Consider the following 25,858-nt stretch of genomic DNA (forward strand, 5'->3'; position numbering starts at 1 on the left):
TCTGCCATTCTCCTTCTTCCTTTACCATAGAAAAAGGGCCCGTCTGCGCGCACCAAAATGCGGCAGGCGGGCCCTTTCGTGCTTATCCCTTGATGATCCGGAGCAGGGTCTTGTCCAGCTGGATGGTGCGGTTCCAGGGGTTCAGGATGATGCCCTGGATCTCCGGCACCTGCAGTGCGGCATCCAACAGCTTTTCAAACTCCACCAGAAAGGTGGACTGCACCGCTTCCGCGCCCTCCATCTCCTCTTCAAAGCTGGTAAAGGCATACCACCAGCTGGCCCCATCGGCCGTGCGGAGGGCCCGCAGCTGCATCTGCTCACTGGCCGGGTTTGGCTCCACCGCCACCACGACCTGTCCGTTTTCCCGCATCCTCCGCCGGATCACGGTCAGGGTATGCGCCAGCTGCTCCTGTGTAGGCTCCTGCTGTAACTGGCAGACTGCCTGTTCGATCTTCTCGTTGCCGTTCAGGCCCTCGTCCTTCTTCTGTGCCATAAGCTCTCCCATTCTTTTTGTTGTATTTTATGCTTGTATTATATCCGGACTTTACGAAAAATGGAAGCGCAGGCCAGAGATTCTTTCTTTTTTCGTCTGCTTTCGGGTGTTTTTTCAAAAATCAGTAGCCCCCGCCCCGAAAAAGTGTTACAATGTTTTCGTCTGGTATCATTTCAGAAACGACAGGACGCGCCGTTTTTTCCGTGAGCCGTCTTTGTCGGAATGGGAGAGATAATGTAATGAAACGAATCCTTCGTTCTGCCGTCAGTCTGCTGCTGTGCGCCGCCGTGGCGCTGGGCGGCACTGCCTGCGGCCGAAGCAAGCTGCCCACCACCATCACGATCTGGACCTACTACAACGGCGATCAGCTGGAATGCTTCAACCAGCTGGTGGAGCAGTTCAACTCCACCGTGGGCAAAGAGAAGAACATCCGGGTCGAAAGCTCCAGTCAGGGCAGCGTGAACGACCTGGAGACCAGCGTGCTGGCCGCCGCCGAGGGCAAGGTGGGTGCCGAGAAACTGCCCAACATCGTCTCCTCCTACGCAGACACCGCCTTTACGCTGGATCAGATGGGCCTTGCCGTTGACCTGAGCCCCTACCTGACCGAAAAAGAGAAGTCTGCCTATATCGCCGGGTTTCTCGAGGAGGGTGACCTGATGAACAACGGGGAGCTCAAGGTCTTTCCCATAGCAAAATCCACCGAGCTGCTCTACCTGAACGTCACCGACTTTGTCCCCTTTGCCGAGGCCACAGGCGTGACCTATGCGGATCTTTCCACCGTGGAGGGGCTGAACGAGGCCGCACACAAATACTACGACTGGACCGATGTCCAGACGGCTGCACCCAACGACGGCAAGGCCCTGTATGGCCGCGACGCGCTGACCAATTACCTGCTCTGCGGCGCACAGGAACTGGGTACGACCATCTTTGATGCCGAGAACGGCGTGATGACCCTGCACCTTGACAAGCCGACCCTCCGCAAGCTGTGGGATAACTACTATGTCCCCTACATCAAGGGCTGGTGCAGTGCCAGCGGCAAGTTCCGCAGCGACGATATCAAGATCGGCAGCCTGCTGGCCTATGTTGGTTCCTCCTCCAGCGCTTCCTTCTTCCCCACCCAGGTGCTGACCAGCGACACCGAGAGCCACGGCATCGAGATGGCCGCGCTGCCCTGCCCCAGCTTTGCAGGCTGTGAGCCGGTGGCCGTCCAGCAGGGGGCCGGCATGGTAGTCATCCCGGGCACCGAGGACGAGATCAGTGCCTGCGTTGCCTTTCTGAAATGGTTCACCCAGCCGGAAAACAACCTGCAGTTCTCGGTGCAGTCCGGCTATATGCCCGTGACCTATGCCGCCAATAGCATGTCCGCCCTTGAGAACAGCGGCCTGACGGTCTCCGACAGGATCCACAAGGTGCTGAGCCTGTCCATTGATGCCATCGATCGCAGCAAGCTCTACACCACTCATGCCTTCCCGGCTGCCCTGCGCGCCCGCAATACCCTGCAGTACGCGCTGGAGGACCGTGTCACTGCCGACCGTGCCACGGTGCTGGAGCGGCTGGCTGCCGGGCAGACCCCCGAGGAAGCCGAAGCCGAGTTCCTGACCGATGCCTATTTTGATGCCTGGTACGACCAGACTCTGGCCGCTCTCAGCGCCTTTGCGGGCTGAGATGCCCTTGGAACAACCACAAAAGGAGAGATCCTCAGATGCAGAACCACAAGCCGCACAGCCAGAAGGCCCCTCAGACGGGCCATTCTATCTTCGGCACCATCCTTTTCTCCCTGCTGGCTGTGCTGGCGGTGGAGTTCCTGCTGCTGACCTTTGCCGTCCACGCCACCCGGCTTGGCCCCCAGCTGAACCAGAACGCCGAGGATATCCTTGCCATGCAGGTGGACAACCGCAGCCGGTATCTTCAGTCCATCTTCCACGATGCACAGGAGCTGACCAGCCTTTCCGATGCCATCAATGGCCTGACCCAGCAGCTTCTGGACGAGGGAGAGATCAGCCTGAGCACGCTGGACAGCAGCAGCGACGCGGCCTATCCCCTGCTGGAAGCCGCCGCGCCGGAGCTCATCAGCACCCTGCGCATCAAGTCGGTGACCGGCGTGTTCCTCATCCTGAACACCCATGATCTGGACAAGCGGAAGCAGGACAGCCTCATGCCCGCCATCTACCTGCGGGATCTTGACCCGGATGCCGCCCCCTCCCAGCGCAACGCCGACCTGACCTTTGTGCGGGCACCGGCCCAGCTGGTGCAGTCCCTCTCCATTGCCACGGACAACAGCTGGTCCCCCACCATCCGTTACCGGGCACTGGGAAACCGTGGCTTCCTTTATCCCCCTTTCCAGGCCGCCTATAAAGACGGAGCCAGCCTTGCCGCCTCCGATTATGGCCACTGGACCTCACAATCCTATCTGGTGCCCGGGGACACCCACGAGGCCATTGCCTACAGCCAGCCCCTGATCCTGCCGGACGGCACCGTTTACGGCGTGATCGGCGTGGAACTGCTGGCCGACTACCTGTGGGAGAACCTGCCCTGCTCTGAGCTGCAGAACAACGGCACCTATTTCCTTGCCGTGACCGATACGGAGGAGCTCTCTGCCTCTGAACTGCAGCTGCGTCCGGTACTCCGTTCCCACTGCGACGGGCAGCCGGGTTCTGCGGACGAAAGCCTTACGCTGCGCCTCCACAGTGCCCAGACCCGCCGCTACCTCTTCAGCGATGCCCTCTACATTGCCTCGGTCTCCCCCTTGAACCTCTACAGCCGGAACGCTCCTTTCTCGGGCGAGCACTGGCTTCTCGTGGGCTCTGTTCCCGCGGTGCAGCTCTTTGCTTTCGCCCAGCGGCTGCAGCAGCTGCTCTCCTTCATCATTCTGATCACGCTGGCCGTTGGCTTTGTTTGCAGCTGGCTGATCAGCAGGCGGCTGGCCCGGCCCGTTGCCAAGCTCTCGGCTGAGGTAGCCGCTGCCGAAGCGGATTCCTCCGCCATCCCGCATCTGTCCGCCACCGGCATTACCGAGCTGGATCAGTTTTCCTCTGCCTTTACCCAGCTGAGCAAGGACGTGCTGGACTCCTCCACCCGCTTTTTGCGCATTATGAAATTGGCCAGTGCGGAGCTGGGCGGCTATGAGCTGCGCGATGACAGCGTTTATGTGACCGACAACTTCTTCTCCATGCTGGGCCTTGCACAGGAGCAGCCAGATCCGCTCACGCCAAAGGCTTTCCGCGCCCTGATGGGCACACTGGAGCAGCGGTGGTTCTACCGCCTGTCCCCGGCCAACAACAAGGTCTTTGCCATCCCCCAGCCCGACGGCAGCACCCACTACATCACCCTGCGTGTCACCCATATCCTGGGCGAAAGCGCCTCCGAGGTGGGTCTGGCTGAGGATATGACCACCACGGTGCTGGAGCAGCAGCGCATTGAGCACGAGCGCGATTACGATACCCTGACCGGCCTGTACCGCCGCCGTGCCTTTGACCGCGCCTGTGAAGCGCTGTTCCAGCAGCCCGAAAAGCTGGGCTGTGCCGCCCTGCTGATGATGGATCTGGACAACCTCAAGCAGATCAACGACACCTACGGCCACGACTGGGGCGATCAATACATCCGCCAGACCGGCCAGTGCTTTGCGGCCAACACGCCCGCCAACACCATCTGCTCCCGCCTTTCGGGCGATGAGTTCCTGATCTTCTTCTATGGCTACCAGGATCAGAATCAGCTCCGCGCCCAGCTGGAGCTGCTGAGTGCCGCCCTGCAGCGCAGCGTGTCCATCCTGCCCAACGGCAAGCAGCTGCACATCAGCATCTCGGGCGGCATTGCCTGGTACCCCACGGACGGCCACGACCTGCTCACCCTGAAAAAATATGCCGACTTTGCCATGTATCAGGTCAAGCATTCCCACAAGGGCCGCATGTGTGATTTTGATATCGGCAGCTACCATCAGGAGGCATACGCCGCCCAGACCCAGCAGGACTTTGAGCGCCTGCTGCAGGAAGAGCTGGTGACCTACCACTTCCAGCCCATCTGCTCTGCCCGCAGCGGCCGGATTGCAGCCTACGAGGCCCTCATGCGGGTGGATCTGCCCACCCTGCACTCCCCCGCTCAGGTCATGCAGCTGGCCCATGAGACGGGCCGCCTGTATGAGATCGAACGGATCACTGTGTTCCATTCCAGCGCGATCTTCCAGCGCATGCAGGCACAGGGCCTGTTCCAGAGCGATGCCCTGCTCTTCATCAACTCCATCGCCAATGTCAGCCTGACGGTTGAGGATGTGGAGGAATATGCTCAGCGCTACCCCGAGCTGCTCAAGCGGCTGGTGGTGGAGATCACCGAACAGGAGGATCTGGACCGCGCATGTCTGGAGCGGAAGCGGAACGTTCCGGGCTTCTCCGGCTCCTTTGCGCTGGATGACTACGGCAGCGGCTACAGCAACGAATTGAACCTGCTGGAGCTCTCGCCCCGGTATATCAAGATCGACATTTCCATTGTGCGCGGGATCGACACCGACCGTGATAAGCAGCAGATCGTCTCCAACATTGTGGCTTACGCCCACGCCCGCAGTATGCAGCTCATCGCCGAGGGCATTGAGACCGAGGCCCAGCTGCGCACCGTCATCGGTCTGGGCGTGGACCTGCTGCAGGGCTACTACCTCAGCCGCCCCGCCGCAGTGCCCGCCCCCATTGCACCGGCAGCGCAGGCGGTGATCGACCAGCTCGAACACCAGCGGTTTGATCCCCTCGGTTTATGATCTTTCCGGCTCCCCTGTGGGGGAGCCTTTTGTGACCCCATTCAGAGAAAGGAGACACGATGAACCACGAATCCAGTTCCGCTCTCCCCGCCGCCATCCGGGTGCGGGGCGCGCGGGTGCACAACCTGAAGAACATCGACGTAGATGTGCCGCTCCACAAGATCGTCGGCATTGCGGGCGTGTCCGGCTCCGGCAAGTCCTCGCTGGCGCTGGGTGTCCTCTACGCCGAGGGCTCCCGCCGCTATCTGGAGGCCCTTTCCACCTACACCCGCCGCCGGATGACCCAGGCCGAAAAGGCGCAGGTGGACGAGATCCGCTATGTTCCCGCCGCACTGGCTCTCCACCAGCGGCCCGGCGTGCCCGGGATGCGTTCCACCTTTGGTACCATGACCGAACTTTTGAACAGCCTGCGTCTGATGTTCTCCCGGCTCTCCCACTACCCCTGCCCCGCCTGCGGCTGCATGGTGCCGCCCAGCCTGAACATTGCGGCCGAGATCCCGCTCTACTGTCCCCGGTGCGGCGCGCAGGTGCCGGTGCTGGGCGCGGAGCAGTTCGCCTTTAACAGCACCGGAGCCTGCCCAGACTGCGAGGGCACCGGCATCGTGCGGGTGGTGGACGAATCCACTCTGGTGCCGGACGAGAGCCTTTCCATCAACGAGGGCGCAGTACTGCCCTGGCAGACCCTGATGTGGTCACTGATGAAGGAGATCGCCGAAAAAATGGGCGTGCGCACCAACGTCCCCTTCCGGGAGCTGACCCCGGAAGAGCGCGACATAGTGTTCCACGGCCCCGCCCAAAAGGTGCACCTGCTCTACCAGAACAGCAAGACCGGCGCGGCGGGTGAAATGGATTTCACCTACTTCAACGCCGTTTATACCGTAGAGAACGCCCTGGCCAAGGTGACGGATGAAAAGGGCATGAAGCGGGTGGAGCGATTTCTGAAGCAGGGCCCCTGCCCCGCCTGCGGCGGCTCCCGCCTGAACGCCGCGGCCCGGGCTCCCCGGCTGCGGGGCATCGGGCTGGCCGATGCCTGCCGCATGACGCTGGACACGCTGGTACAGTGGGTGGAGGGGGTGCCTGCCTCCCTGCCCGTGGAGATGCGTCCCATGGCTGAGAGCATCTGCGAGTCCTTTCAGGCCACCGCCGCCCGCCTGCTGGATCTGGGGCTGGGCTACCTCTCCCTTGACCGGGAGGCTGCCACCCTTTCCACAGGGGAGCGCCAGCGGGTGCAGCTGGCCCGCTCGGTGCGCAACCGCACCACCGGCGTGCTCTATGTGCTGGACGAGCCCTCCATCGGCCTGCACCCCTCCAACATCGAGGGCCTGCGGGGCGTGATGCACGACCTGATCGCGGACGGCAACTCCATCGTGCTGGTGGATCACGACACCGAGATCCTGCGGGATGCCGACTGGCTCATTGAGATGGGCCCCGGTGCCGGTGAAAACGGCGGCACCATCCTGACGCAGGGCACTGTGGAGCAGGTGGCCCAAAGCCCAGCCTCCCGCATCGGGCCCTTCCTTGCCGACCTGCACACTCTCTCAGCCCGCACCCGCACCCCGGAGGCGGAGCTCTTTGCGCTGGGCACCATCACTCTGCGCACCCGGGCCATCCACACCGTCAAGCCATTGGAAGTCCGGCTGCCCAAGGGGCGGCTCATCGCGGTGACCGGCGTGTCCGGTTCCGGCAAGACCACGCTGGTGCTGGAAAGCCTGATCCCCGCGCTGGAGGCCGCCGCCAAGGGCGAAGCTCTGCCTGCCCATGTGGAAAGCATCACTGCACCGGGCATTGCGCAGGTCAAGCTCATTGACGCAACGCCCATCGGCATCAATGTGCGGTCCACGGTGGCCACCTATGCCAATGTCCACGATGAACTGCGCAAGATCTACGCCCGCTCCCCCCTTGCCAGGGAGAAGGGCTGCAAGGCGGGCGATTTTTCCTACAACACGGGCCGCCTGCGCTGCCCCGGCTGCGACGGCACCGGCACCATCAGCCTGGACATCCAGTTCCTGCCGGATGTGGAGATCACCTGCCCGGACTGCGGCGGCTCCCGCTACCAGAAGGATGCCGCTGCCCTCTACCGCACCCGGAAGGACGGCACCCAGGCCGAGAGCCTGCCCCGCCTGATGGAGATGAGCGTGGACGAAGCCCTTGCCGCCTGTGCCGACCTCAAGCTGGTGGCCAGCCGGCTGCAGACCCTTTCCAGCCTGGGGCTGGGCTACCTGACTCTGGGCGAGGCCACGCCCAGCCTTTCGGGCGGGGAGGCCCAGCGGCTCAAGCTCGCCAGCGAGATGGGCAAAGGGCAGGCCGACACCGTGTTTGTATTCGACGAACCCACCATCGGCCTGCACCCGCTGGATGTGCGCACTCTGCTAGGCGTGTTCCAGCGTCTCATTGACAGCGGGGCCACTGTGGTGGTCATTGAGCACGATCTGGATGTGATCCGCAACGCCGACTATCTCGTGGACCTTGGCCCCGGCGGCGGTGAGAGCGGCGGACGCATCGTGGCCTGCGGCACACCGGAGCAGGTGGCCGCCGATCCCGCCAGCATCACCGGAAAATATCTGCACCTGTAACCAAAAGAGGGACCCCGCCCAACGGCGAGGTCCCTCTGACATTTTATGATAAATTTTAGGTATCCTGCAGCTCCCCGCGGCTGGCGGCCTTGAGGTAAGCAAAGATAAAGCCGTCCAGATCACCATCCATCACGGCATCGACATTGCCGGTCTCGTAGTTGGTGCGGTGATCCTTGACCATGGTGTAGGGCATGAACACATAGCTGCGGATCTGGTGGCCCCAGGCGATCTCATTCTGCACGCCCTTGATGTCGTCGATCTTGTCCATGTGCTGCTGCTTTGCGATCTGATAGAGCTTTGCCTTCAGCATTTCCATGGCGTAGTCACGGTTCTGGAACTGGCTGCGCTGGGTCTGGCAGCTGACCACGACGCCGGTGGGCTTGTGGATCAGACGGACAGCGGAAGAGGTCTTGTTGATGTGCTGGCCGCCGGCACCGGAGGAGCGGAACACCTGCATCTCGATATCCTCGGGGCGGATGTCCACCTGAATGGTGTTGTCCAGCTCGGGCATCACTTCCAGAGAGGCAAAGCTGGTCTGGCGGCGGGCGTTGGCATCAAAGGGGGATACGCGCACCAGACGGTGCACGCCGTTCTCGCTCTTGAGCAGACCGTAGGCGTTGGCACCCTTGACCATCATGGAAGCGCTCTTCATGCCGGCCTCATCGCCGTCCTGATAGTCCAGCACCTCCACGGTCATGCCGTGTGCCTGTGCCCACTTGTTGTACATGCGGTAGAGCATCTCGGCCCAGTCCTGCGCCTCGGTGCCGCCGGTACCGGCGTGGAAGGTCAGGATGGCGTTGCTGTGGTCGTACTCACCGTTCAGCATGGTCATCAGCTGCAGCTCGTCCACGGCCTTGCCCACGGCGTTCACGGCTTCCTCTGCCTCGGGCACCATGTCGGGGTCGTACTCCTCGTCCAGCATCACCAGCATGGTCTCGGCATCATCGTACAGGCCCTGCAGCTTCTCAAAGCGGTTCAGCTTGCCCTTCAGGTCGCCCACTTCATCAAAGACCTTCTTGCTCAGCTCAGCGTCATCGTAGAAGCCGGGGCGGCTCATGGTGTGCTCCAGCTCCTGCACGCGCTTGCGGGAAGCGTCGATGGCCAGCGCTTCCTCCAGGTCCTTCACAGCGGTGCCGTAATCGGCCAGCTGCACTTTCAGTTCGTCAGTAGTAATCATATTTTAAGAATCCCTCAAAAGATACAGTTTATACACAGATACTTCATTAGTATACCCAGAATCCATGATAAAGTAAAGAGGAAAAATACTCAACCTACTGGAATTTTGAAGATTTTTGCCTTTTCTTTTCTCTTTTAAGGGAGTATAATAAGTTCAACTAGCATACCGGGAGGATCTTATGCCCAAATATTATGGCTGCCCCTGTGAGGGCTGCGGCAAGCCGCTGACGCTGCAGGACGACATCGTTGTCTGCCCCGACTGCGGCGCGCCTTATCACCGCGATTGTTACGAAAAGCTCGGCCGCTGCATCCATGCCCCGGCCCACGCCGCCGGATACGAGTGGAAGTTCCCTTATCAGGAAAGTGAGCTGTGCACCTGCCCTGCCTGCGGCGAGCGCACCCTGCGCAGTGAGTCTGTCTGCCGCTGCTGCGGTGCGGCCTTGCCCCCGGAGGGGGCACAGGAGCCCGCCGACCGTGCCGATTCGGATGAGCACAGCGAGGAGTTTGATTACTCCACCTTTTACCGCCAGTTCCAGGAGACCGGAGCACCGCAGGTAGACCCGCTGCGCCAGACCTATCAGGCGGCTTTTGGCAAGGAAGAGGTCATGGACGGCATCCCCTGCAAGGACTGGGCAGATTTCATCGGCCCGGCTTCCCCTGCCTACCTGAGCGCCTACTGCCGGATGCAGCTGTCCCACACCAAGACCTCCATGAGCTTTTCGGCCATGCTGTTCGGCCCGTTCTATTTCTTCTACCGCAAGGCGTGGAAGCCCGCGTTCGCCTTTCTGGCCGCCGAGCTGGTGCTGGCCCTGCCCACCTTCATTGACCTTTTGCAGATCACGGACAGCAGCTTAGCCCCAGGGCTTTCCACCTCCACCCTGCTCACCCTTTCCCGGGTCTGCTCGGTGCTCAGCTTTCTGCTGATGATCGTGCGCGGCCTGTATGGCAAGTGGCTCTACCGCCAGAGTGCCGCCGAGAAGATCCGCCGCATCCGCGCGGAGTTCCCGGACGCGGCACAGCGCAAAGCCGTGCTCTGCGCGCAGGGCGGCACCAGCTGGGCCGCCGTGCTCGGCTGTCTGGTCCTGCTCATGGTCATCGGCAGCGCGTTCACCCTGCTGCTTGGCCCCAATGTGGATGCCCTGATCCATCTGGTCTACGGCTGAGCGTTCAGCCTGAAATGATATGATGAAGGAGTTCCGAACCATGAAAAAAGTTACGAAGGCTGTCATCCCTGCCGCTGGTCTGGGCACCCGTGTGCTGCCCGCCACCAAGGCCATGCCCAAGGGGATGCTTCCCATCGTGGATAAGCCCGCCATCCAGTATCTGGTGGAGGAAGCCGTCAAGTCCGGCATCACGGACATTCTGATCATTCTGGGCCGCAGCCAGAGCATCATTGAGGATCACTTTGACCGCAGCCCCGAGCTGGAAGAAAAGCTGGCCGCCCCCGGCAAGGAAAAAATGCTGGAGGAGTGCCTGGGCATCTCGAACCTTGCCAACATCTTCTTTGTGCGCCAGAAGCAGACGCTGGGCCTGGGCCACGCCGTGAGCATGGCAAAGGCCTTTACCGGTGACGATCCGTTCGTGGTCATCTACGGCGACGACGTGATCTGGGGCGAGGATCCTGTCTGCGCCCAGCTCATCCGCGCCTATGAGGAGTTCGGCCGCCCGGCTGCGGGTGTCTCCGCTGTACCCTGGGCCGATGTGAGCCGCTACTGCAGCCTGAAGACCACCCCCATCCACGACAACTATTTCTTTGTGGATAACATGATCGAGAAACCCAAAAAGGGCCAGGAGTTCAGCAATTACTCCATTCTGGGCCGTGTGCTGCTGACCCCTGAGATCTACGATATCCTCGCCCACACCAAACCCGGTGCAGGCGGCGAGATCCAGCTGACCGATGCCATGGCCGAGTATGCCCGCAACTGTGGCGGCATGACCGCCGTGGAGTTCACCGGCACCCACTACGACATGGGCAACAAGCTCCGCGTGGTGGAGGCTCAGGTGGAGCTGGCATTGCAGCATCCTGAGATCGGCGAGGCTTTCCGCGCCTACCTGAAGGAGTTCTGCAAGACCCTGTAACTGTCATTTTCCTTTCCATGACCCAAGACCGCTCTGCCGCCGGGCAGGGCGGTCTTTTGCTGCAATAACCCCGGCAAGAAATTGGTTGATATAAAACAGATCCTGCGGTATACTGGAATGGATTGTTTTTATTGAAAGATCGTGTCAAAGAGAAAGCGAGGTTTTTTCATGGCAAATGCCGACCGCAGCGCGGAGCAGTTCCGCAAAATGACGGAGACCCCCATCCCGAAATTGATCCTGAGCCTGGCGGCTCCCACGATATTGAGCATGCTCATCACCAGCATCTATAATCTGGCCGATACCTTTTTTGTGGGCCAGATCTCCACCAGCGCATCCGGCGCGGTGGGCATCGTTTCCAGCCTGATGGCCATTCTCCAGGCGCTGGGCTTTATGCTGGGCCACGGCTCCGGCAGCATCATCAGCCGCAGCCTGGGCAGCCAGAACACCGATGCTGCCACCCGGTTTGCTTCCACCAGCTTCTTCACGGCGCTGGTGTTCGGCGGTGTCATCACAGTGGCGGGCCTGCTCACCCTGCCCGATTTTATGATGCTGCTGGGCAGCACCGAGACCATCCTGCCCCATGCCTGTGCCTACGCGCGGTACATCCTGCTGGCCGCTCCTATTATGATGTCCAGTCTGGTGATGAACAACATCCTGCGCTATGAGGGCAAGGCCAGCTTTGCCATGATCGGCCTGGTCACCGGCGGCCTGCTGAACATCGCACTGGACCCGTTGTTCATCTTTGGGCTGGGCATGGGCACCGCCGGTGCGGGCCTTGCAACGGCCCTGAGCCAGACCATCAGCTTCTGCATCCTGCTGTCCATGTTCCTGCGGGGCAAAACAGTCAGCCAGTTCCGGATCACGGCAGTCACCCGCAGCCCGGCGGAGTTCGGCACCATCCTGATGACCGGTATGCCCAGCTTTGGCCGTCAGGGCCTGAACAGCATTGGCGGAATGCTGCTGAACATCGCCGCCCGGGGCTATGGCGACGCTGCCGTGGCCGGTATGAGCATCGTTTCCCGCATCTTCATGTTCATTATCTCGGTGGCCATCGGCACCGGTCAGGGTTTTCAGCCGGTGGCAGGCTTCAACTATGGTGCCCAAAAGTACCGCCGGGTGCAGCAGGCCTGCCTGTTCACCATGGCAACCAGCTTCTGCTTTCTCTCTGTCATTCTCACCGCCTGCTGGTTCAATGCCGAGACCCTCATCCGCCTTTTCCGTGATGATCCCGAAGTCACCGCCGTGGCCCTGCCCGCCTTCCGCTACCAGTGCTTTGCCATGCTTCTGCAGCCCGTGATCGTGGCGGGCAACATGCTGTTCCAGTCCATCGGCAAATCGGGCCGGGCCACCTTTCTGGCCTGCTGCCGTCAGGGCGTGTTCTTTATTCCGCTCATCCTCACCCTGCCCCGGGCCTTTGGGCTGCTGGGTGTTGAGATCTGCCAGCCCATCGCCGATGTGCTGACCTTCTTTGTCACCGTGCCCTTCCTCTTCCCCTTCCTGCGTCAGCTGGTGCGGATGGACGAAGCCGAGGCTGCCGAGGTCTGAGCGACCCCTGTAACAAAACTGTAACCATGACCGGACGTTCGATTGCAATTGAACGTCCGGTTTATTCGTATTATAATCAGGATAGGAAAGTTAAATTCTGCCAAACCTGTGAGGTACGCTTATGAAACGTTCTGTTCTCCGCATCGGCTGTGCAGTGCTCAGCCTGTCTGCCGCGGCAGGGCTGCTGGCCTCCTGCTCCCTGCTGCCTCCGGCCTCGCCCCTGCCCGATTCCAAGCCCGCCCAGGCTGAGGAAGCGCCCGGCCCCGCTGCCGCTTCACTGGACGACGGCAAGCTGCGCATCCTGTACAGCAACGGCTCCAACGGCGGCAATACCGTGCTCTGCGGCAATACCGTGTTGTATCAGGCCGCCAGCAGTGAGACCGTGTATCTGGTGCCGGATACCCTGACCGGCACCGTGCGGTACTATCTGCGGCAGTGGTCAGCCCCCGGCACACCCACCGGGCGGGCAACCGCCCTGTGTGACCGCAGCGGCAAGGAGATCCTGACCTTTGACCGTGCCTACGATGCTGTCCTGACCGGCAGCCTGCTGGTCCTGACCGCACCGGAACAGATGGCCTATGCCCCCTACAACAACCACGCCGCAGGCGATTGCCGGGTGATCGACCTTGCCACGGGTGAGGAGCTGGCTGTGCCAGAAAACGCCTACGGATGCAGCATAGCAGGCAGCTATCTGGCCTTTGAAGTCTGCAATGTCCCGGCAGACTATGTGCAGGAAAACGAATGGGGCGATGATCTGCCCCTCTACTGCGCCGTGCAGGTGCAGGATCGGCAGGGCGAGGTGGTCTATCAGGCAGAGCTGTCTGCCCTTTCCAACTTCTACGCCAGCAGCAGCGACAGCTCTGCCCCCACCGACTGGCTGGTGGTGAGCCACTACAACGAGGATGGCACGACGGGTGCCGACAGCCTGTACAACCCCACCACCGGCGAGGAGCTGACCGGTTACCAGCAGTACACCGGTGCAGGCACGGTCAGCCTGTACAACAACGACAGATACCAGCTGGTGGATCTGGTCAGCACGGAGCAAAGCGCCGTGCTCTGCGAGTATGACCAGCCCATCCGGTATTATGTGCCCGGCGCGGCAGTCACGGAGCCAGATGCCTCCACCCCCGAAATGGCGGGGCGGTATCTGTTCCACGACCTGCTCACCGGCGAGGAGAAGGATCTCTACGATGCCAATACGGATGATGCCACGTTGGCCATCTATGCCGTAGACGGCACCGTGCGGGTGTTCGACCTGCAGACCGGTGTTCTGCTGACCGATACCACCATCGACCCGGTGGAAAATCAGGTGCGTACCCATATTTCCCCCGAGGGGAACGGCTGGGCCTGGATCGAGCAGGATGACAATGACAGCTACGACGCAACGGCCATCCACATCTGCGGGCCGGACGGCATCCACAAAACCCTCGACCCGGCCAAGCTGAATGAGACCTACAACTACTACTCGCCCCTGCTCTCCACTGAGGACGGCATCTACTTCTACGGCTGCTACAACGGCCCCGGCAGCAGCTGGCTCTACGATGTTCTGGACAGCGACGGCAATGTGGTGGTAAGCGGTCTGCGCACTTGTGCCGGGTACTACGCCAACAGCGTCAATGGCCTGCCCGAGGGCGTGTTCGCTGCCGTCAAGGGCTTTGAGAGCGGCTGGATGGACCTGACCGGCCAGTGGCTCTACGCCGAGAGCATCTTCGCTTCCAGCAACGATGAAATGGACAACGGTTTCTTCTAAGGAGGTTTTTCCATGCGTACTGTCAAAATTTCCCGCCGCGCGTTCCTGACCGGTCTGGGTCTGGCATCCACCGCCGCCCTGCTCTCCGCCTGCAACACCGTGCCTGCCTCCTCTGATTCGGGGGCGGCACCGTCTCAGCCGGATTCTGAGGCCCCTGCCTCTTCTGCCGCCAGTGAAATGCCCGCACAGCCCATCCTGAGCGTGGATGAATTCCCCATTACGGATGGCAGCACGGCCTGCATCCCACTGATCGCGCAGATCATGGCCGACACCACCGGGCTGGATCTGGAGACCGCCCGGAGCGCCGTGACCACCAACACCACGGCCCAGGCCTGGCGCAACCTGGGCCTGTACGGCAACAATTACGGCGATTCGGTCAAGCTTATCATCGCCTACGAGGCCCCGGAATCCGTCAAGGAGGAGCTGAAGGCTGACGGTGACCCGCTGGAGCAGAAGGCCATTGGCCGGGACGCGCTGGTGTTCATCGTCAACGAGGACAACCCCGTGCAGAGCCTGACCCTGCAGCAGCTCAAGGACATCTACGCCGGAACGATCACCAACTGGAAAGATGTGGGCGGCAAGGATCAGGAGATCATTGCCTTCCAGCGGCGGGCGGACTCCGGCAGCCAGACCCTGTTCCAGAAGCTATTGATCCAGGACGGCCCGCTGATGGAGGCCCCCACCGAGCTGGCCCCCACCGCCATGGGTGAGCTGGTGGACAGCATTGCAGAGTATAACAACTCCGCCAACGCCATCGGTTTCTCGGTCTACTACTACATCGACCAGATGTACTCCAAGCCCGGCCTGCGGCTGCTGGCCGTGGATGGCGTGACCCCTTCCAACGAGACGATCGCCGACCAGAGCTACCCGCTATGCAACGAATTCTATGCCGCCATCCTGCAGGATTCCGCTGCCGACAGCCCGGAGCGCAGGATCTACGAGTGGCTCTCCACCGATGCAGGCCGTTCCTGCATTGAGCACTCCGGCTATGTGGCCGTCCAGTAATTCCCGGAAAATTCGACACATTTCATTGACTTTGCTCAGATCCTTTGCTAAACTGAAAAAAAGTTTGTCAGCTTTTTTCGTTTCACGATCTTGAACAAAGGAGATGCTGCACCATGTCCCATCCTTCCGACACCCCGCACTCCGCCCATGTTGAGAGCCGCAGCCGCAAGGCGCTGCGCAGCTACATCATTCAGGCCGCCACCCTGCTGGAGATCGTGCTGTCCGGGCTGGTGCTCATTGGCCTGCTGCTCAGCTTCATTCCCCTGCTCAAATGGATGCCGGGCCTGCTGTTTGATGGCAACGATGTAGAGATCCGCGGCTTCCTTGAGCGGGCGCTGGACATTGTCATCGGCGTGGAGTTCATCAAGATGCTGGCCAAGCACAGCCCCGGCAGCAGCCTGGAAGTGCTGCTCTACGCCATTGCCCGCCACATGGTGGTCGGCCACGAATCGGCTCTGGACAACCTCATCAGCGTGGGTGCCATTGCGTTGATCTTTGTCGTGCGCAAGTTCTTCTTTGTGCCGGCCTTTGGTGCCCACCTGCCCGACGGCAAGCCCGCCCCGGACCTGACCCCCAACCAGAGCGGCATCCCCGCCGAGGAGTTCCGCACCCGCCTGCGCCAGCGCATCCATGCAGAAGCTCTCGCCGACGAAGATGACGACGAGGATGAGACTGAGGAAGTATAATCCCCCAGATACAGCAAAACGAGGACAGCCATTGGCTGTCCTCGTTTTTTGCTTCAATCGTCGTAATGTCCCTTGCACTGATACACTTCGATCAGATCATTTTCAATGCGATAGACCAGCCGGTTCACATCATCGATCCGGCGGCTCCAATACCCGCTGAGATTTTCTTTCAGCCCTTCCGGTTTTCCAATGCCTTCATACGGGCTGCGCGAAATATCCTTGAGCAATGCGTTGATCCGTTTCAGCGTCTTTTTATCCTGAGACTGCCAATACAGATATTCCGCAAAGGCCCGCTCCGTGAAGGTGATCTTACTCATGTTCCATAGCCTCAAGCTCTTCCAGCGTTCTCGTTACAGTCTTTCCCTGACGCATTTCCTCAATGCTGTCATTCAGGGCGGCCATATTGGATGCACTATAAAAGGGATCCATCGAGACTTCAAACGGAATGCGTTTTTCACGCGTCATCTTCTTGGCCAGCATGGTGATGGCTGTTGTCATCGAAAGGCCCAGTTCATTGCAGATCTCATCAAAATCCCGCTTCAGATTCTCATCCATCCGGACACTTACCGTCGTCATACTCTCACGCTCCTTTGTCACTTTTATTATATTCATATCGTGCAACATTGTCAATACATCGTTGCACAGATTCGCACAAAAGAAACACCCTGTACATTTCTGCACGGGGTGTTTCTCATTACTGCATCTTAAAATTCAGATTTATGCGTTGGTCTCGCCGCCCTCAACGACCAGCTCATCCTCATAGTCAAGGCCATAGGTATCCACCAGCGTCTCCTCGTAATCCTTGTGGAAGAAGCTTTCCTCGCCCAAGCTCTTGATCTCGTCGTTGATCCAGTCCAGCAGGGTGGTGTTGCCCTTGCTCACAGCGGGGGCGATGGTATCCTGGCTGCCCAGAGAGGGGATGCCCACCGTGTAGCCGGAGTTCTGCTTTGCAAAAGCGATGACCTCGGTGTTGTCGTTGGCCCATGCTACGCCATTGCCGTTTTCCAGCGCGTTCTTGGCGGTTGCGTAGGAATCATACTTCTGCAGGGGAATGTCGGGATATTCCTTGGTCAGGTAGGTCTCGGCGGTGGTGCCGGAAATGACGATCATCTGATCGTCGGCGTTCCAGTTGTCCAGACTGGTAATGACATTGCTGTCGGGAGAGATGACACCCAGTGCAACGTTCATGTAGGGCAGTGCAAAGTCCACCTCCTCAGCGCGCTCGGGCGTGACGGTGAAGTTTGCCAGAATGATATCGACCTTGCCGGTCTGCAGATACTCAATGCGGTTGGCGGCTTCCGTGGAGACGAAGTTGGCTTCCACGCCCAGATCCTCGGCCAGGCGGCAGGCGAAGTAGACATCATAGCCCTGATACTCGCCGTTCTCATCCACATAGCCAAACGGGTTCTTATCGGAGAAAACGCCGATGTTCACGGTGCCGGCCGCCTTGATCTCGTCCAGCGTGCGGAACACGTCACTGCCCGCAGCTGCGGCAGAGCCGGAAGCGGCAGAAGAGGAGGATGCGCTGGCGCAGGGCCGCCAGATTCTTGCCGCCGTAGGCGACCGTCTCACTGCCCAGCTTCACCCGGCCCGCCTGCACCGGCTCCAGACCGTTCAGACAGCGCAGCAGGGTGCTCTTGCCGCAGCCGGAAGGCCCCACCACAACGATGACCTCACCGGGCTTGACGGCAAAGCTGACATTATCCAGAACATTGGTCTTGCCATCGTAGCTTTTTACCAGATGGTCTACAGTCAGAATCGGCTCTGCCATAACAGTCACTTCCATTTCTTTTCGAGGTAACCGGCCAGCAGGCTGATGGGCCAGCAGGCCAGAAAATACAGGATAAACACGGTGAGGTAGATGCCAAACGCCGCGTTGGGGCTGGCGGTGCGGTTGGCCTCAATGATCTGCTGGGCCACCTTGAGCACCTCCACCACACCGATCATCAACACCAGGCTTGTGGTCTTGATCATGCGGGTGATAAGGTTGATGGACAGCGGGATGAGCCGCCGCACCGTCTGGGGGATGATGATGTACCAATAGGTCTGCGCCCGGCTCATGCCCAGCGCCTCGCTGCTCTCATACTGATGCTTCGGGATGGCGATGAGGGCACCGCGGACGAGGTCGCTCATCTCGGCCGTGCCCCAGAGCACGAACACAATGACCGCCGCCGTCTCATGCCAAGGCTCAGGGCACTTTCGGTCTGGATGGGTTCAATGGCTTCCAGCCCGCTGCGGAAGGCCTCGGCCATGTAGCTGCCGCCCAGAAAGGCAAGGCCTGCAATGCCGCAGAGCTCGGCGTTGGTCTTGATGCCGATCTTGGGCAGGCCGTAATACAGAAAGAACAGCTGGACCAGCAGCGGCGTGTTCCGGCTGAGTTGGATATAAGCGCCCACGATACGGCGCAGCACCGGCACTTTTTCGTACTGGAGCACGGCGCAGACAAGGCCCACAAGGATGGCCCAGAAGATACCGGCCACGCCCAGACGCAGGGTGAGCCAGGCCGCTTTTTCATACTGCGGCAGATATTGCACCATCACATTCCAGTCCATGTCTGTTCCCCTCCTTTTCTCCTGATCTTGCGGATGTTTGTTTCCGTTGGCCGTATGATATACCCATTTTCCCAAAATGTCAATAGGTTTATAGGTTTTTTTGTTGCACAAATTCCGGTCAAATTGATAAACAAGCTATTCATCGCTGATTTTTCACTTCTGCTTTTCCACGCAAAAACGCCGTCTCTTGCCTTTTTGCACAAGAGACGGCGTTTGGTTCAGTTGCTTATTTTTGCTTTGCAGCAAGCAACAGGTCATTTTCTTTCCCGATGTTTTTGTTGTTCTCTAACTCTGATCGTTTTGCCTCCCAATCTCCATCATAAATAATCTCCTTCAATTTACAATAACTAAAAGCCAGCTTATCAATCTGTCCCAATGTCGTCGGCAATTCAATCTCTACCAGCCCCGTATGCTCAAAAGCGCCTTCTTCTATTCGTATCACTCCATAGCCGAGTTTCACTTTTTGCAGAGATTCACAGCGTGCAAATACCCTTTCTCCTGTCTTTTCTGTACCTTCAATCTCTGCCTGTGTCAGATAATGACAGTCTGCAAACACATCATCTCCAAGCACCCTGACATTCATCGGTACAGTAACCTGTAACAATCCAGACTCCTGAAACGCAGATTGCCGAATCTCGATTACATCCTCCGGAATTACAACAGACTTGAGCTTCCAATCATTTTTAAAGCAATTGGAGCCAATGCTATATGCCCTTCCCGTTGGAAGGTGCAAATTCACACCATCTTTATACTCATAGTGAGTTAAAACGATTTTTCCCTGTTGCTCTGACCACTCCGCCTTACAGCTCTCCGGGATTACCATGCCATCCCACGGTTTGGGCGGTTCCGGTTCCGGAAGTGGCTCCGGTTCACTGGAAGAAGCCGATTCCGAGGGGGCGGGCACTTCCTCCGGCTGAGAGGGAGCCGATACCTCACTGGAAGCGGGCGGTTCCGCAGGCGCGGGCATCTCTCCCCCGCCGCAGGCAGAAAGCAGCACGGTACCGCACAAAAACAGCGCTGTGCACAGAACGGACCTCCATTTCATAGCGAGTCTCCTATTCTGCCCCGCAGGGGCCATCTTCTTTTTTTCAGAACACCTTGCGGCACTCCACCACAAGACCGACCACCCGCACCTGCACCCGTTTCAGATCATAAATCTGGGGCTGGTGCACGGGGTTGAAGCTTTTGGGGGTCAGGACCACAAGGCTCCCCTCCTGACGGAAATATTTCACGGTGGCTTCATCGCCGTTGACCATCACCACGGCAAGCTGGCCGTTTTCCACCTCCGGCTGCTCCCGCACCAGGATCTCATCGTTTTCCGAAATGCCTACGGCGTTCATGCTGTCGCCCCGGACACGGAGCCAGAAGTACCGTGCCCCGTCTTTCCGGGTGATGGGGATGTAGCCCTCAATGTTTTCTTCCGCATACATGGGCAGGCCTGCACGCACCGTACCCAGCAGCGGAGCCGTGAGAGCGGGATCGAACGGGACAGCTCCTTCGGGCAGCTTCCGCTCCTCCTGCACCGACGGGACGGCTTCGCCCAGCAGCTCCCCCACCGGCACGCCAAAATAGGCAGATACTCTGGCCAGCGTCTCGCCCGAGGGGGTCGCTCCGGTGTTTTTCCATTTGGTCACTGTGGAGTTGCTCAAGCCCATCTCCTGCGCTGCCCGGCTGCGGCTGATTCCTCTGGCCTGGCACAGGGCCGTGTAGCAGTCATAAAACACAAATTTTGCACTCCTTCTTGTGCAGAACGCCGGTTTTCTAACCGGATTCAGATTTTCCCTTGACTTTCTGAATTTAATCAGATATTATAGCCTCACAAGCTGATTTTGGTTAGATTTTATTCACCAAACCTTCTGCGGTCTTTTCACAATCTTACCGGAAACTCTAACCAAAGTCAAGCTTTTTGAACGCAAAAATCACGACAAAAGGAGTGAAACTGTATGATCGAACGTCAGATCCATTTATCCTCGGGCGGCGGGGCTGCTTTGCAGGGGTACGATGGCCTGCTCCGCTTCGGCTACACCAGAAACCGGGGCATCTACGCCCTGCGGGTGGAAGCCGACGGCGAGTGGCAGGGCATGACCCTGCGGGCCTTCTGGCACCTGCCGGATGGGAACGCTGCCCCCTCCACGCTGGTGGCGGGCGGCCTTGTGGAGGTGCCCGCCCTCATCACGGCTGTGCCCGGGGAGGGGCGCATCACCTTTGAGGGCACCGATGGCACCCGCACCCTGACCAGCGCGGACGTGTGCTACTGCGTGGCCGAAAATTCCGGCACGGAGGACAGCACCCTGCCCCAGCCCGGCACGCCCGCCTGGCAGGCCCTGCTCGACCGGCTGAAAGCAGCTGTGGAAAGCGGTGCATTCCGGGGCGAAAAGGGGGAACCCGGACCGCAGGGAGAGCCCGGTGCCGCAGGACCCACCGGCCCCAAAGGAGAGCCCGGCCCGCAAGGCCCGCAGGGAGAACCTGGCCCCCAAGGCCCAAAGGGTGACCCCAGCGATCCCGGCCAGTGGGAGCTGCTGGAAAAGGTGTCCCTGAACGCCGCCGCTGCCAGCTTTGAGCGCACCTTTCCCACCGAACTGCAGGCGCTGAAGGTGCTGTTTCAGGCAGGCAGCAGCCAATCCAAGGGCACGCTGCACTGGGTTTGCAGCACCAGCGATGGTACCCAGCTGCTCAGTGCTTCTGCCCCCTGTTCTGCCAGCAGCGCGATGTCCAGCCCGCCCACCCGCACCTTTGCCAGCTTTCAGGCACTTCCCTGCTTCGGGCAGTATCTCTGTTTTGCCGCATCCGGCACCACGGGTGCACCACCTGCGGTCGTTCTGCCTGCCGGAAGCGGCGGCCAGAATGTGGATGCCAGCCAGAAGCTCGGCAGGCTGACCCTGACCGTGGACACCAACGTCCGGCTTGCCGCCGGTGCCACGATCGAGCTGTGGGGCGTTCCGGCCTGAGCGGGAACACCGAAACCGTTCCCGACAGAGCTTTCGGTAAAATTTCTTTCACTTTCCATGAAATTTTTGTGTTTCGTCTTGATGCGTCTTCCATATTTTGTTATACTGGTTAAAAAGCGGAAAGTGGGGAGTCGGCCATGGATGTCCCTGTTCGGTTTATCGATTCGATCATCAACAATCCCCTGCTGATGCAGTTTCTTGTGCATCGGTGGTTTTTTCTGCTGGAATATGACCCCCGTCTGGATCAGCTGCGGGTCTACGATACCCGGAGCCGCACGCTGGAAACGCTGGATGCCTACCTTGGCTCCGAGAAGCCGGAGCACGCCACGATCTTCGCGGAGGACCGCTGGAAGATGCGCGCCCTGCTCACCGGTGAGCTGTTCGGCCCGCTGGAGATGCGTTTTGTCTCGCCGGAGGGGGTGTATTATTCCCGGGAGGTGGATGCCCGCCCGGTCGAGGACCCCGCCCGCGGCATCCTCTATGTGGGCTATGCAAAGGACATCACCGACCAGAAGAATCAGACCCAGGAGCTGCTGGAGCAGGCCCGCCACGATTCCCTGACCCAGCTGTATAACAACCGCACCGGCAAGGAGCTTATCGACCGTTATCTGCAGGCCAAAGATCCCTATGCCTCCTGTGGAATGCTGGTCATCGACCTTGATTTTTTCAAGAACGTCAACGACCGCTACGGGCATCTGTTCGGCGACAAGGTCCTGCAGGAGTTTGCCCGGATGCTGCGCACCCTGTTCCGCTCCAGCGACATTCTGGTGCGGTTCGGCGGTGATGAGTTCGTGGCGTTTTTGAAGGATATTCCCAACACCACCCTGCTTCAGAAGACCCGCCAGCTGTCGGAATCCGTGCAGCAGGTCAAATTCTGGGAAAACGATTACCGGATGACCTGCAGCATTGGTGCCTGCTTCCTGCCTGAAAACACAGCGGGCTATTCCTTTGACCAGCTGTTCGAAAACGCGGACTGGGCCCTGTATCAGGCCAAGCAGAACGGCCGCAACCAGTATGTGTTCTGCGATAATCTGCGGCGCTATGCCCAGGCGGTTCCTGCCGCCCCGGAAACGGCCGATATCGATGCACGCTACCTGCACAACGACCTGATCTCCACCGCCTTTGAACTGTTTGAGAAGAACAACAGCTTTGAGACTGCTATCCCCCTCTTCCTGAAGATCGTCGGCATCCGGCTGCAGCTGGACCGCATTACCATTGTGGACACCTGCATCCGGGAACGCAGCGTCTCCCGGCAGTTCCAGTGGACCTCTCCCCACGCGGAGCCGGTGCCTCTGAACGGTAACTCCTTTACCAAGGAGGACTTCCTGACCCTGTTCCACAGCTACGATGAATACAGTACCACCGTGCTGCAGGCCGACAACATGGGGATGTACTCGCCGCAGGGGCGCGCGCTGCTGATGCAGGGCGGGGCCCAGACAGTGGTCTACGCTGCCATGTACGGCGAGGGCGAGTATCAGGGTGCCATTGCCTATGTGGTGTGCGGCAGCAAGCGGTACTGGACACCCCAGAACCGCCGGGAACTGGGTGAGATCACCAAGATCATCAACGCCTATCTGAGCAAGCATCTGGCCGTGAACGATGTAAGCCGCGGCATGACTTCTGCTCCTGAGTTTGACCGGCTGACCGGTCTGCTGGCCTTTACCCGTTTCAAGGAGGAGGTCTCCCACAAGATCATCGGCGGCTATGCCGAAGGCTACCAGATCTTCTACTGCGACTTTGAGAACTTCAAATATTTCAACGAGAAATACAGCTATGCCACCGGCGATCAGCTGTTGAAGGAATTCAGCGATTTCCTCATCGAGGCAGCCCGTCACTGGAGCGAGTGCTACCTGTGCCGGGTGGTGGGCGACCAGTTCGTGCTCTACCTCTCCTGCCGTGACGAGAAAGGCCCGCTCCATTATGCAGACACGCTCTGCCGCCGGTTTGAGCAGTATCAGGCGCAGCATTACCCGGAGGTACGCCTGCGGGTGCGGATGGGTGTGTACGCCATTGAGCCCGGCTGCCTGAGCGCCTCGGCCGCCATCGACAAGGCAAACTTTGCCCGCAAGCAGGTGCGCAGCAACACCCGTGTGTCTGCCATCCTGTTTGACAAAAAGCTGGAGGTCAAGCAGACCCTGACCGGCGAGCTGCTGAGCGGCCTGCCGCAGGCGCTTGAGAACGGCGAGTTCAAGCTGTACCTCCAGCCCAAGTTCTCGCCCAAGGATCTCTCGGTCACCGGGGCCGAGGCGCTGACCCGCTGGATCAAGCCGGACGGCACCGTGGTCTACCCCGACCAGTTCATTCCCATTCTGGAATCCACGGGCCGCATCGTAGATCTGGATCTGTACATCTTCGAGCAGGTGGCCCAGTTCCTGCAGCGCAATGCACAGGCCGGGCACCGACTGCTGCCCATTGCGGTGAACGCCTCGGTGGTGCTTGCCCGGGAGGATGCCCCCACCCAGGAGTACAGCGAAATTCTGGAAAAGCACAACATCAGCGCCCGGATGCTGGAGATCGAACTGACCGAGACGGCGGTGGTCTCGGAATACGACCGGGTAAAGCGCCTGCTTTCCTCCTTCCAGAGCGATGGAATGCAGACCTCGCTGGACGATTTCGGCGCGGGCAGTTCCCTGCTGAACAACATCGTGGATATCCCCGTGAACACCATCAAGCTGGACAAGCTCTTTCTGACCCGGTGCAGCTCCAACGCGCGAGGCACCGATTTTCTGCGGGAGGTCGTACATCTGGTCAAACAGCTGGGCTACAACGTCATCTGCGAAGGCATCGAGACCGAGGAGCAGGTGCAGCTCCTCCGCTCGCTGGACTGCGACGGCGCGCAGGGTTTCTGGTTCTCCAAGGCCATCCCGGCTGAGGAGTTCGAGCGGCGATATCTCTGCGACTGAGACAAAAAACACTCCCCTTCGGGTGGAGCCGTGCGGCACACGGTCCTGCCCGAAGGGGAGTGTTGCTGTTTAAAAAGAATTATACCGTGGTCTCGACCCGGGGAGCCCCACCGGCGATCTCTTCTGCCGTCAGGGGGGCGGCCTGCGCAGGGGCGTTCAGGCGCTCCTTGGCGACTGCCAGCATCAGCTTGATGCGGTTTTCCTGGTTGACCCGGGTGGCGCTGGGGTCATAATCGATGGGGGTGATATTGGCGCTGGGATACAGGGCACGGATCTTGTTCACCATACCCTTGCCCACGATATGGTTGGGCAGGCAGCCGAAGGGCTGGGCACAGACGATGTTACCGTAGCCGCCCTGCACCAGCTCGATCATCTCGGCGGTCAGCAGCCAGCCCTCGCCCATCTTGGCCCCCAGCGAAATGATGCCGTGGGGCTTTTCCACCAGCTCCTTGAAGGGGCCGGGGGCATAGAACCCGGCATCGGCTGTGGCCTTGAGCATGGCACGCTCCACACTGTCCAGCCAGTTGAGCAATTGATCCGTGCCCATCTTGACGGCCAGCTTGCCGCCGTAGAGGACATGATCCTCGCCCATATTGAAGATGCAGTACTGCACAAAGCCCATCAGGCCCGGGAAGTTCACCTCACAGTCCTGGCTCTCCAGGAACTTCTGCAGGTCGTTGTTGCCCAGGGGGCTGTATTTAACGTAGATCTCGCCGACCACACCCACCTTGACCTTGGGCACCCGGGTCACAGGGATGGCCGCAAAATCCTTTGCAATGAGCGGGAAGGTGTGCTTCATTTCCCGGGCAGTAAAGCCCTTGCCGGCCAGCAGAACGCGGCCCAGACGCTCGACCCACAGATCGACCATCCGGTCAGCGGCTCCCTTTTCGTTCTCGTAGGGGGCCACCTGATTGCGCAGGGCACAGAGCATATCGCCGTAGAAAATGCAGGCAAGCGCGCGGCGGGCCAGCGGCAGGGTCATCTGGAAACCGCTGTCTTTTTCCAGACCGGAGAAGTTCAGGCTGGCAACGGGGATCTGGGGATAGCCCGCCTTGACCAGAGCCTTGCGGAGCAGGTGGATGTAGTTGGAAGCACGGCAGCCGCCGCCGGTCTGGGTGATGAGCAGGGCCGTATGATCCAGGTCATACTTGCCGCTGTTCAGGGCGTCCAGAAACTGGCCGATGACCAGCAGGGCCGGATAGCAGGTGTCGTTGTGGACGTATTTCAGGCCCAGCTGTGCCACGGCGCTGCCGCAGTTGCCCAGGATCTCGCACTTGTAGCCGTCGTAGCGCAGGGCGTATTCCAGCAGCCGGAACTGGGTAATGGCCATGTTGGGGATGAGGATGGTGTGGGTCTGCTTCATCTCCGGGGTAAATTTGGGATAATTGTATTCCATAGGTTCCTCCT

The 25,858-nt window shown here is 59.9% G+C and carries 21 protein-coding genes and 1 pseudogene; 11 read left to right on the forward strand and 11 right to left on the reverse strand.

The annotated features are described in order from the left end of the window. Positions 1–82: 82 nt before the first annotated feature. Positions 83–493 carry an SseB family protein gene (locus tag MTP40_RS09020; RefSeq protein ID WP_249259204.1) on the reverse strand — a complete coding sequence of 137 codons (411 nt, stop codon included), beginning with the start codon at positions 491–493 and terminating at the stop codon, positions 83–85. A 239-nt stretch (positions 494–732) separates the two neighbouring features. Between MTP40_RS09020 and MTP40_RS09025 the strand changes: the two genes are divergently transcribed. The 3 genes from MTP40_RS09025 to MTP40_RS09035 are packed head-to-tail and all read left to right on the forward strand — an operon-like array spanning position 733 to position 7,807. Further along, complete coding sequence (locus MTP40_RS09025) at positions 733–2,157, forward strand: extracellular solute-binding protein (protein ID WP_249259205.1); 1,425 nt, start codon at positions 733–735, stop codon at positions 2,155–2,157. Positions 2,158–2,195: 38 nt separating this feature from the next. After that, complete coding sequence (locus tag MTP40_RS09030; RefSeq protein WP_249259206.1) at positions 2,196–5,234, forward strand: putative bifunctional diguanylate cyclase/phosphodiesterase; 3,039 nt, start codon at positions 2,196–2,198, stop codon at positions 5,232–5,234. Between the two features lie 59 nt (positions 5,235–5,293). After that, entirely contained in the window at positions 5,294–7,807 is a 2,514-nt protein-coding gene (locus tag MTP40_RS09035; RefSeq protein ID WP_207685073.1) for an excinuclease ABC subunit UvrA, read from the forward strand. 55 nt (positions 7,808–7,862) lie between these two features. Here the strand turns inward: MTP40_RS09035 and prfB are convergent, their stop codons facing one another. Next, positions 7,863–8,984, reverse strand: a complete 1,122-nt coding sequence (prfB, locus tag MTP40_RS09040; RefSeq protein WP_005930411.1) for a peptide chain release factor 2 — start codon at positions 8,982–8,984, stop codon at positions 7,863–7,865. Positions 8,985–9,162: 178 nt separating this feature from the next. Here prfB and MTP40_RS09045 point away from each other — a divergent pair, with 178 nt between their 5' ends. The 6 genes from MTP40_RS09045 to MTP40_RS09070 all read left to right on the forward strand — a co-directional run bounded on the left by MTP40_RS09045 (position 9,163) and on the right by MTP40_RS09070 (position 16,048). Further along, on the forward strand, positions 9,163–10,146 hold the full coding sequence (locus tag MTP40_RS09045; protein ID WP_156060817.1) for an RING finger protein: 984 nt from the start codon (positions 9,163–9,165) through the stop codon (positions 10,144–10,146). Between the two features lie 40 nt (positions 10,147–10,186). Further along, positions 10,187–11,062, forward strand: coding sequence for a UTP--glucose-1-phosphate uridylyltransferase (locus MTP40_RS09050; protein WP_249259207.1), 876 nt, complete (start codon positions 10,187–10,189; stop codon positions 11,060–11,062). Positions 11,063–11,230: 168 nt separating this feature from the next. Continuing rightward, entirely contained in the window at positions 11,231–12,607 is a 1,377-nt protein-coding gene (locus MTP40_RS09055; protein WP_097773686.1) for an MATE family efflux transporter, read from the forward strand. A 121-nt stretch (positions 12,608–12,728) separates the two neighbouring features. Then, entirely contained in the window at positions 12,729–14,357 is a 1,629-nt protein-coding gene (locus tag MTP40_RS09060; RefSeq protein ID WP_097773685.1) for a DUF5046 domain-containing protein, read from the forward strand. Positions 14,358–14,369: 12 nt separating this feature from the next. Next, the gene (locus MTP40_RS09065) at positions 14,370–15,362 is read left to right on the forward strand and encodes a PstS family phosphate ABC transporter substrate-binding protein (protein WP_097773684.1); all 993 of its coding nucleotides are present in this window, start codon (positions 14,370–14,372) and stop codon (positions 15,360–15,362) included. A 113-nt stretch (positions 15,363–15,475) separates the two neighbouring features. Then, a complete protein-coding gene (locus MTP40_RS09070) occupies positions 15,476–16,048 on the forward strand; it encodes a transporter (protein WP_097773683.1) in 573 nt (190 codons plus the stop codon). A 53-nt stretch (positions 16,049–16,101) separates the two neighbouring features. Here MTP40_RS09070 and MTP40_RS09075 read toward each other — a convergent pair whose 3' ends face one another. The 8 genes and pseudogenes from MTP40_RS09075 to MTP40_RS09110 form a co-directional block, all read right to left on the reverse strand. After that, positions 16,102–16,365, reverse strand: coding sequence for a Txe/YoeB family addiction module toxin (locus MTP40_RS09075; RefSeq protein WP_097770265.1), 264 nt, complete (start codon positions 16,363–16,365; stop codon positions 16,102–16,104). Continuing rightward, a complete protein-coding gene (locus MTP40_RS09080; protein WP_035393578.1) occupies positions 16,358–16,624 on the reverse strand; it encodes a type II toxin-antitoxin system RelB/DinJ family antitoxin in 267 nt (88 codons plus the stop codon). The genes MTP40_RS09075 and MTP40_RS09080 overlap by 8 nt, the downstream gene beginning before the upstream one ends. A 141-nt stretch (positions 16,625–16,765) precedes the next feature. After that, positions 16,766–17,620 carry a transporter substrate-binding domain-containing protein gene (locus MTP40_RS09085; protein ID WP_249259208.1) on the reverse strand — a complete coding sequence of 285 codons (855 nt, stop codon included), beginning with the start codon at positions 17,618–17,620 and terminating at the stop codon, positions 16,766–16,768. Then, the gene (locus tag MTP40_RS14480; protein ID WP_275542646.1) at positions 17,523–17,819 is read right to left on the reverse strand and encodes an ATP-binding cassette domain-containing protein; all 297 of its coding nucleotides are present in this window, start codon (positions 17,817–17,819) and stop codon (positions 17,523–17,525) included. The genes MTP40_RS09085 and MTP40_RS14480 overlap by 98 nt, the downstream gene beginning before the upstream one ends. A 5-nt stretch (positions 17,820–17,824) precedes the next feature. Then, positions 17,825–18,226 (reverse strand): annotated as a pseudogene (locus MTP40_RS09095) (ABC transporter permease subunit); the annotation flags it as partial. Next, positions 18,178–18,600 carry an amino acid ABC transporter permease gene (locus MTP40_RS09100; RefSeq protein ID WP_156076069.1) on the reverse strand — a complete coding sequence of 141 codons (423 nt, stop codon included), beginning with the start codon at positions 18,598–18,600 and terminating at the stop codon, positions 18,178–18,180. The gene MTP40_RS09100 and the pseudogene MTP40_RS09095, both read right to left, overlap by 49 nt. Before the next feature lie 226 nt (positions 18,601–18,826). Further along, the gene (locus MTP40_RS09105; protein ID WP_249259209.1) at positions 18,827–19,645 is read right to left on the reverse strand and encodes a leucine-rich repeat domain-containing protein; all 819 of its coding nucleotides are present in this window, start codon (positions 19,643–19,645) and stop codon (positions 18,827–18,829) included. A 43-nt stretch (positions 19,646–19,688) separates the two neighbouring features. Next, a complete protein-coding gene (locus MTP40_RS09110) occupies positions 19,689–20,324 on the reverse strand; it encodes a LexA family protein (RefSeq protein ID WP_005930458.1) in 636 nt (211 codons plus the stop codon). A gap of 219 nt (positions 20,325–20,543) precedes the next feature. Between MTP40_RS09110 and MTP40_RS14465 the strand changes: the two genes are divergently transcribed. Beyond that, positions 20,544–21,548, forward strand: coding sequence for a collagen-like triple helix repeat-containing protein (locus MTP40_RS14465; RefSeq protein WP_269076662.1), 1,005 nt, complete (start codon positions 20,544–20,546; stop codon positions 21,546–21,548). Between the two features lie 137 nt (positions 21,549–21,685). Next, positions 21,686–24,451: a bifunctional diguanylate cyclase/phosphodiesterase gene (locus tag MTP40_RS09120; RefSeq protein WP_249259210.1), complete on the forward strand. Its 2,766-nt coding sequence runs from the start codon at positions 21,686–21,688 to the stop codon at positions 24,449–24,451. Positions 24,452–24,530: 79 nt separating this feature from the next. On the opposite strand, the gene MTP40_RS09125 is transcribed toward MTP40_RS09120, so the two are convergent. After that, on the reverse strand, positions 24,531–25,847 hold the full coding sequence (locus MTP40_RS09125) for a 2-hydroxyacyl-CoA dehydratase (RefSeq protein WP_005930465.1): 1,317 nt from the start codon (positions 25,845–25,847) through the stop codon (positions 24,531–24,533). Between the last annotated feature and the right edge of the window lie 11 nt (positions 25,848–25,858).

Source organism: Faecalibacterium sp. IP-3-29, from assembly GCF_023347335.1.
In the GTDB taxonomy this organism is placed as follows: Bacteria; Bacillota; Clostridia; order Oscillospirales; family Ruminococcaceae; genus Faecalibacterium; species Faecalibacterium duncaniae.

Bases quoted from the DNA above. Each gene is read 5' to 3' on its own strand.
- MTP40_RS09080 (WP_035393578.1), bottom strand. From the start codon at position 16,624: ATGACGACGGTAAGTGTCCGGATGGATGAGAATCTGAAGCGGGATTTT.
- MTP40_RS09035 (WP_207685073.1), top strand. From the start codon at position 5,294: ATGAACCACGAATCCAGTTCCGCTCTCCCCGCCGCCATCCGGGTGCGG.
- MTP40_RS09055 (WP_097773686.1), top strand. From the start codon at position 11,231: ATGGCAAATGCCGACCGCAGCGCGGAGCAGTTCCGCAAAATGACGGAG.
- MTP40_RS09060 (WP_097773685.1), top strand. From the start codon at position 12,729: ATGAAACGTTCTGTTCTCCGCATCGGCTGTGCAGTGCTCAGCCTGTCT.
- MTP40_RS09105 (WP_249259209.1), bottom strand. From the start codon at position 19,645: ATGAAATGGAGGTCCGTTCTGTGCACAGCGCTGTTTTTGTGCGGTACC.
- prfB (WP_005930411.1), bottom strand. From the start codon at position 8,984: ATGATTACTACTGACGAACTGAAAGTGCAGCTGGCCGATTACGGCACC.
- MTP40_RS09025 (WP_249259205.1), top strand. From the start codon at position 733: ATGAAACGAATCCTTCGTTCTGCCGTCAGTCTGCTGCTGTGCGCCGCC.
- MTP40_RS14480 (WP_275542646.1), bottom strand. From the start codon at position 17,819: ATGGCAGAGCCGATTCTGACTGTAGACCATCTGGTAAAAAGCTACGAT.
- MTP40_RS09045 (WP_156060817.1), top strand. From the start codon at position 9,163: ATGCCCAAATATTATGGCTGCCCCTGTGAGGGCTGCGGCAAGCCGCTG.
- MTP40_RS09050 (WP_249259207.1), top strand. From the start codon at position 10,187: ATGAAAAAAGTTACGAAGGCTGTCATCCCTGCCGCTGGTCTGGGCACC.
- MTP40_RS09125 (WP_005930465.1), bottom strand. From the start codon at position 25,847: ATGGAATACAATTATCCCAAATTTACCCCGGAGATGAAGCAGACCCAC.
- MTP40_RS09020 (WP_249259204.1), bottom strand. From the start codon at position 493: ATGGCACAGAAGAAGGACGAGGGCCTGAACGGCAACGAGAAGATCGAA.
- MTP40_RS09030 (WP_249259206.1), top strand. From the start codon at position 2,196: ATGCAGAACCACAAGCCGCACAGCCAGAAGGCCCCTCAGACGGGCCAT.
- MTP40_RS09065 (WP_097773684.1), top strand. From the start codon at position 14,370: ATGCGTACTGTCAAAATTTCCCGCCGCGCGTTCCTGACCGGTCTGGGT.
- MTP40_RS14465 (WP_269076662.1), top strand. From the start codon at position 20,544: ATGATCGAACGTCAGATCCATTTATCCTCGGGCGGCGGGGCTGCTTTG.
- MTP40_RS09070 (WP_097773683.1), top strand. From the start codon at position 15,476: ATGTCCCATCCTTCCGACACCCCGCACTCCGCCCATGTTGAGAGCCGC.
- MTP40_RS09075 (WP_097770265.1), bottom strand. From the start codon at position 16,365: ATGAGTAAGATCACCTTCACGGAGCGGGCCTTTGCGGAATATCTGTAT.
- MTP40_RS09120 (WP_249259210.1), top strand. From the start codon at position 21,686: ATGGATGTCCCTGTTCGGTTTATCGATTCGATCATCAACAATCCCCTG.
- MTP40_RS09100 (WP_156076069.1), bottom strand. From the start codon at position 18,600: ATGGACTGGAATGTGATGGTGCAATATCTGCCGCAGTATGAAAAAGCG.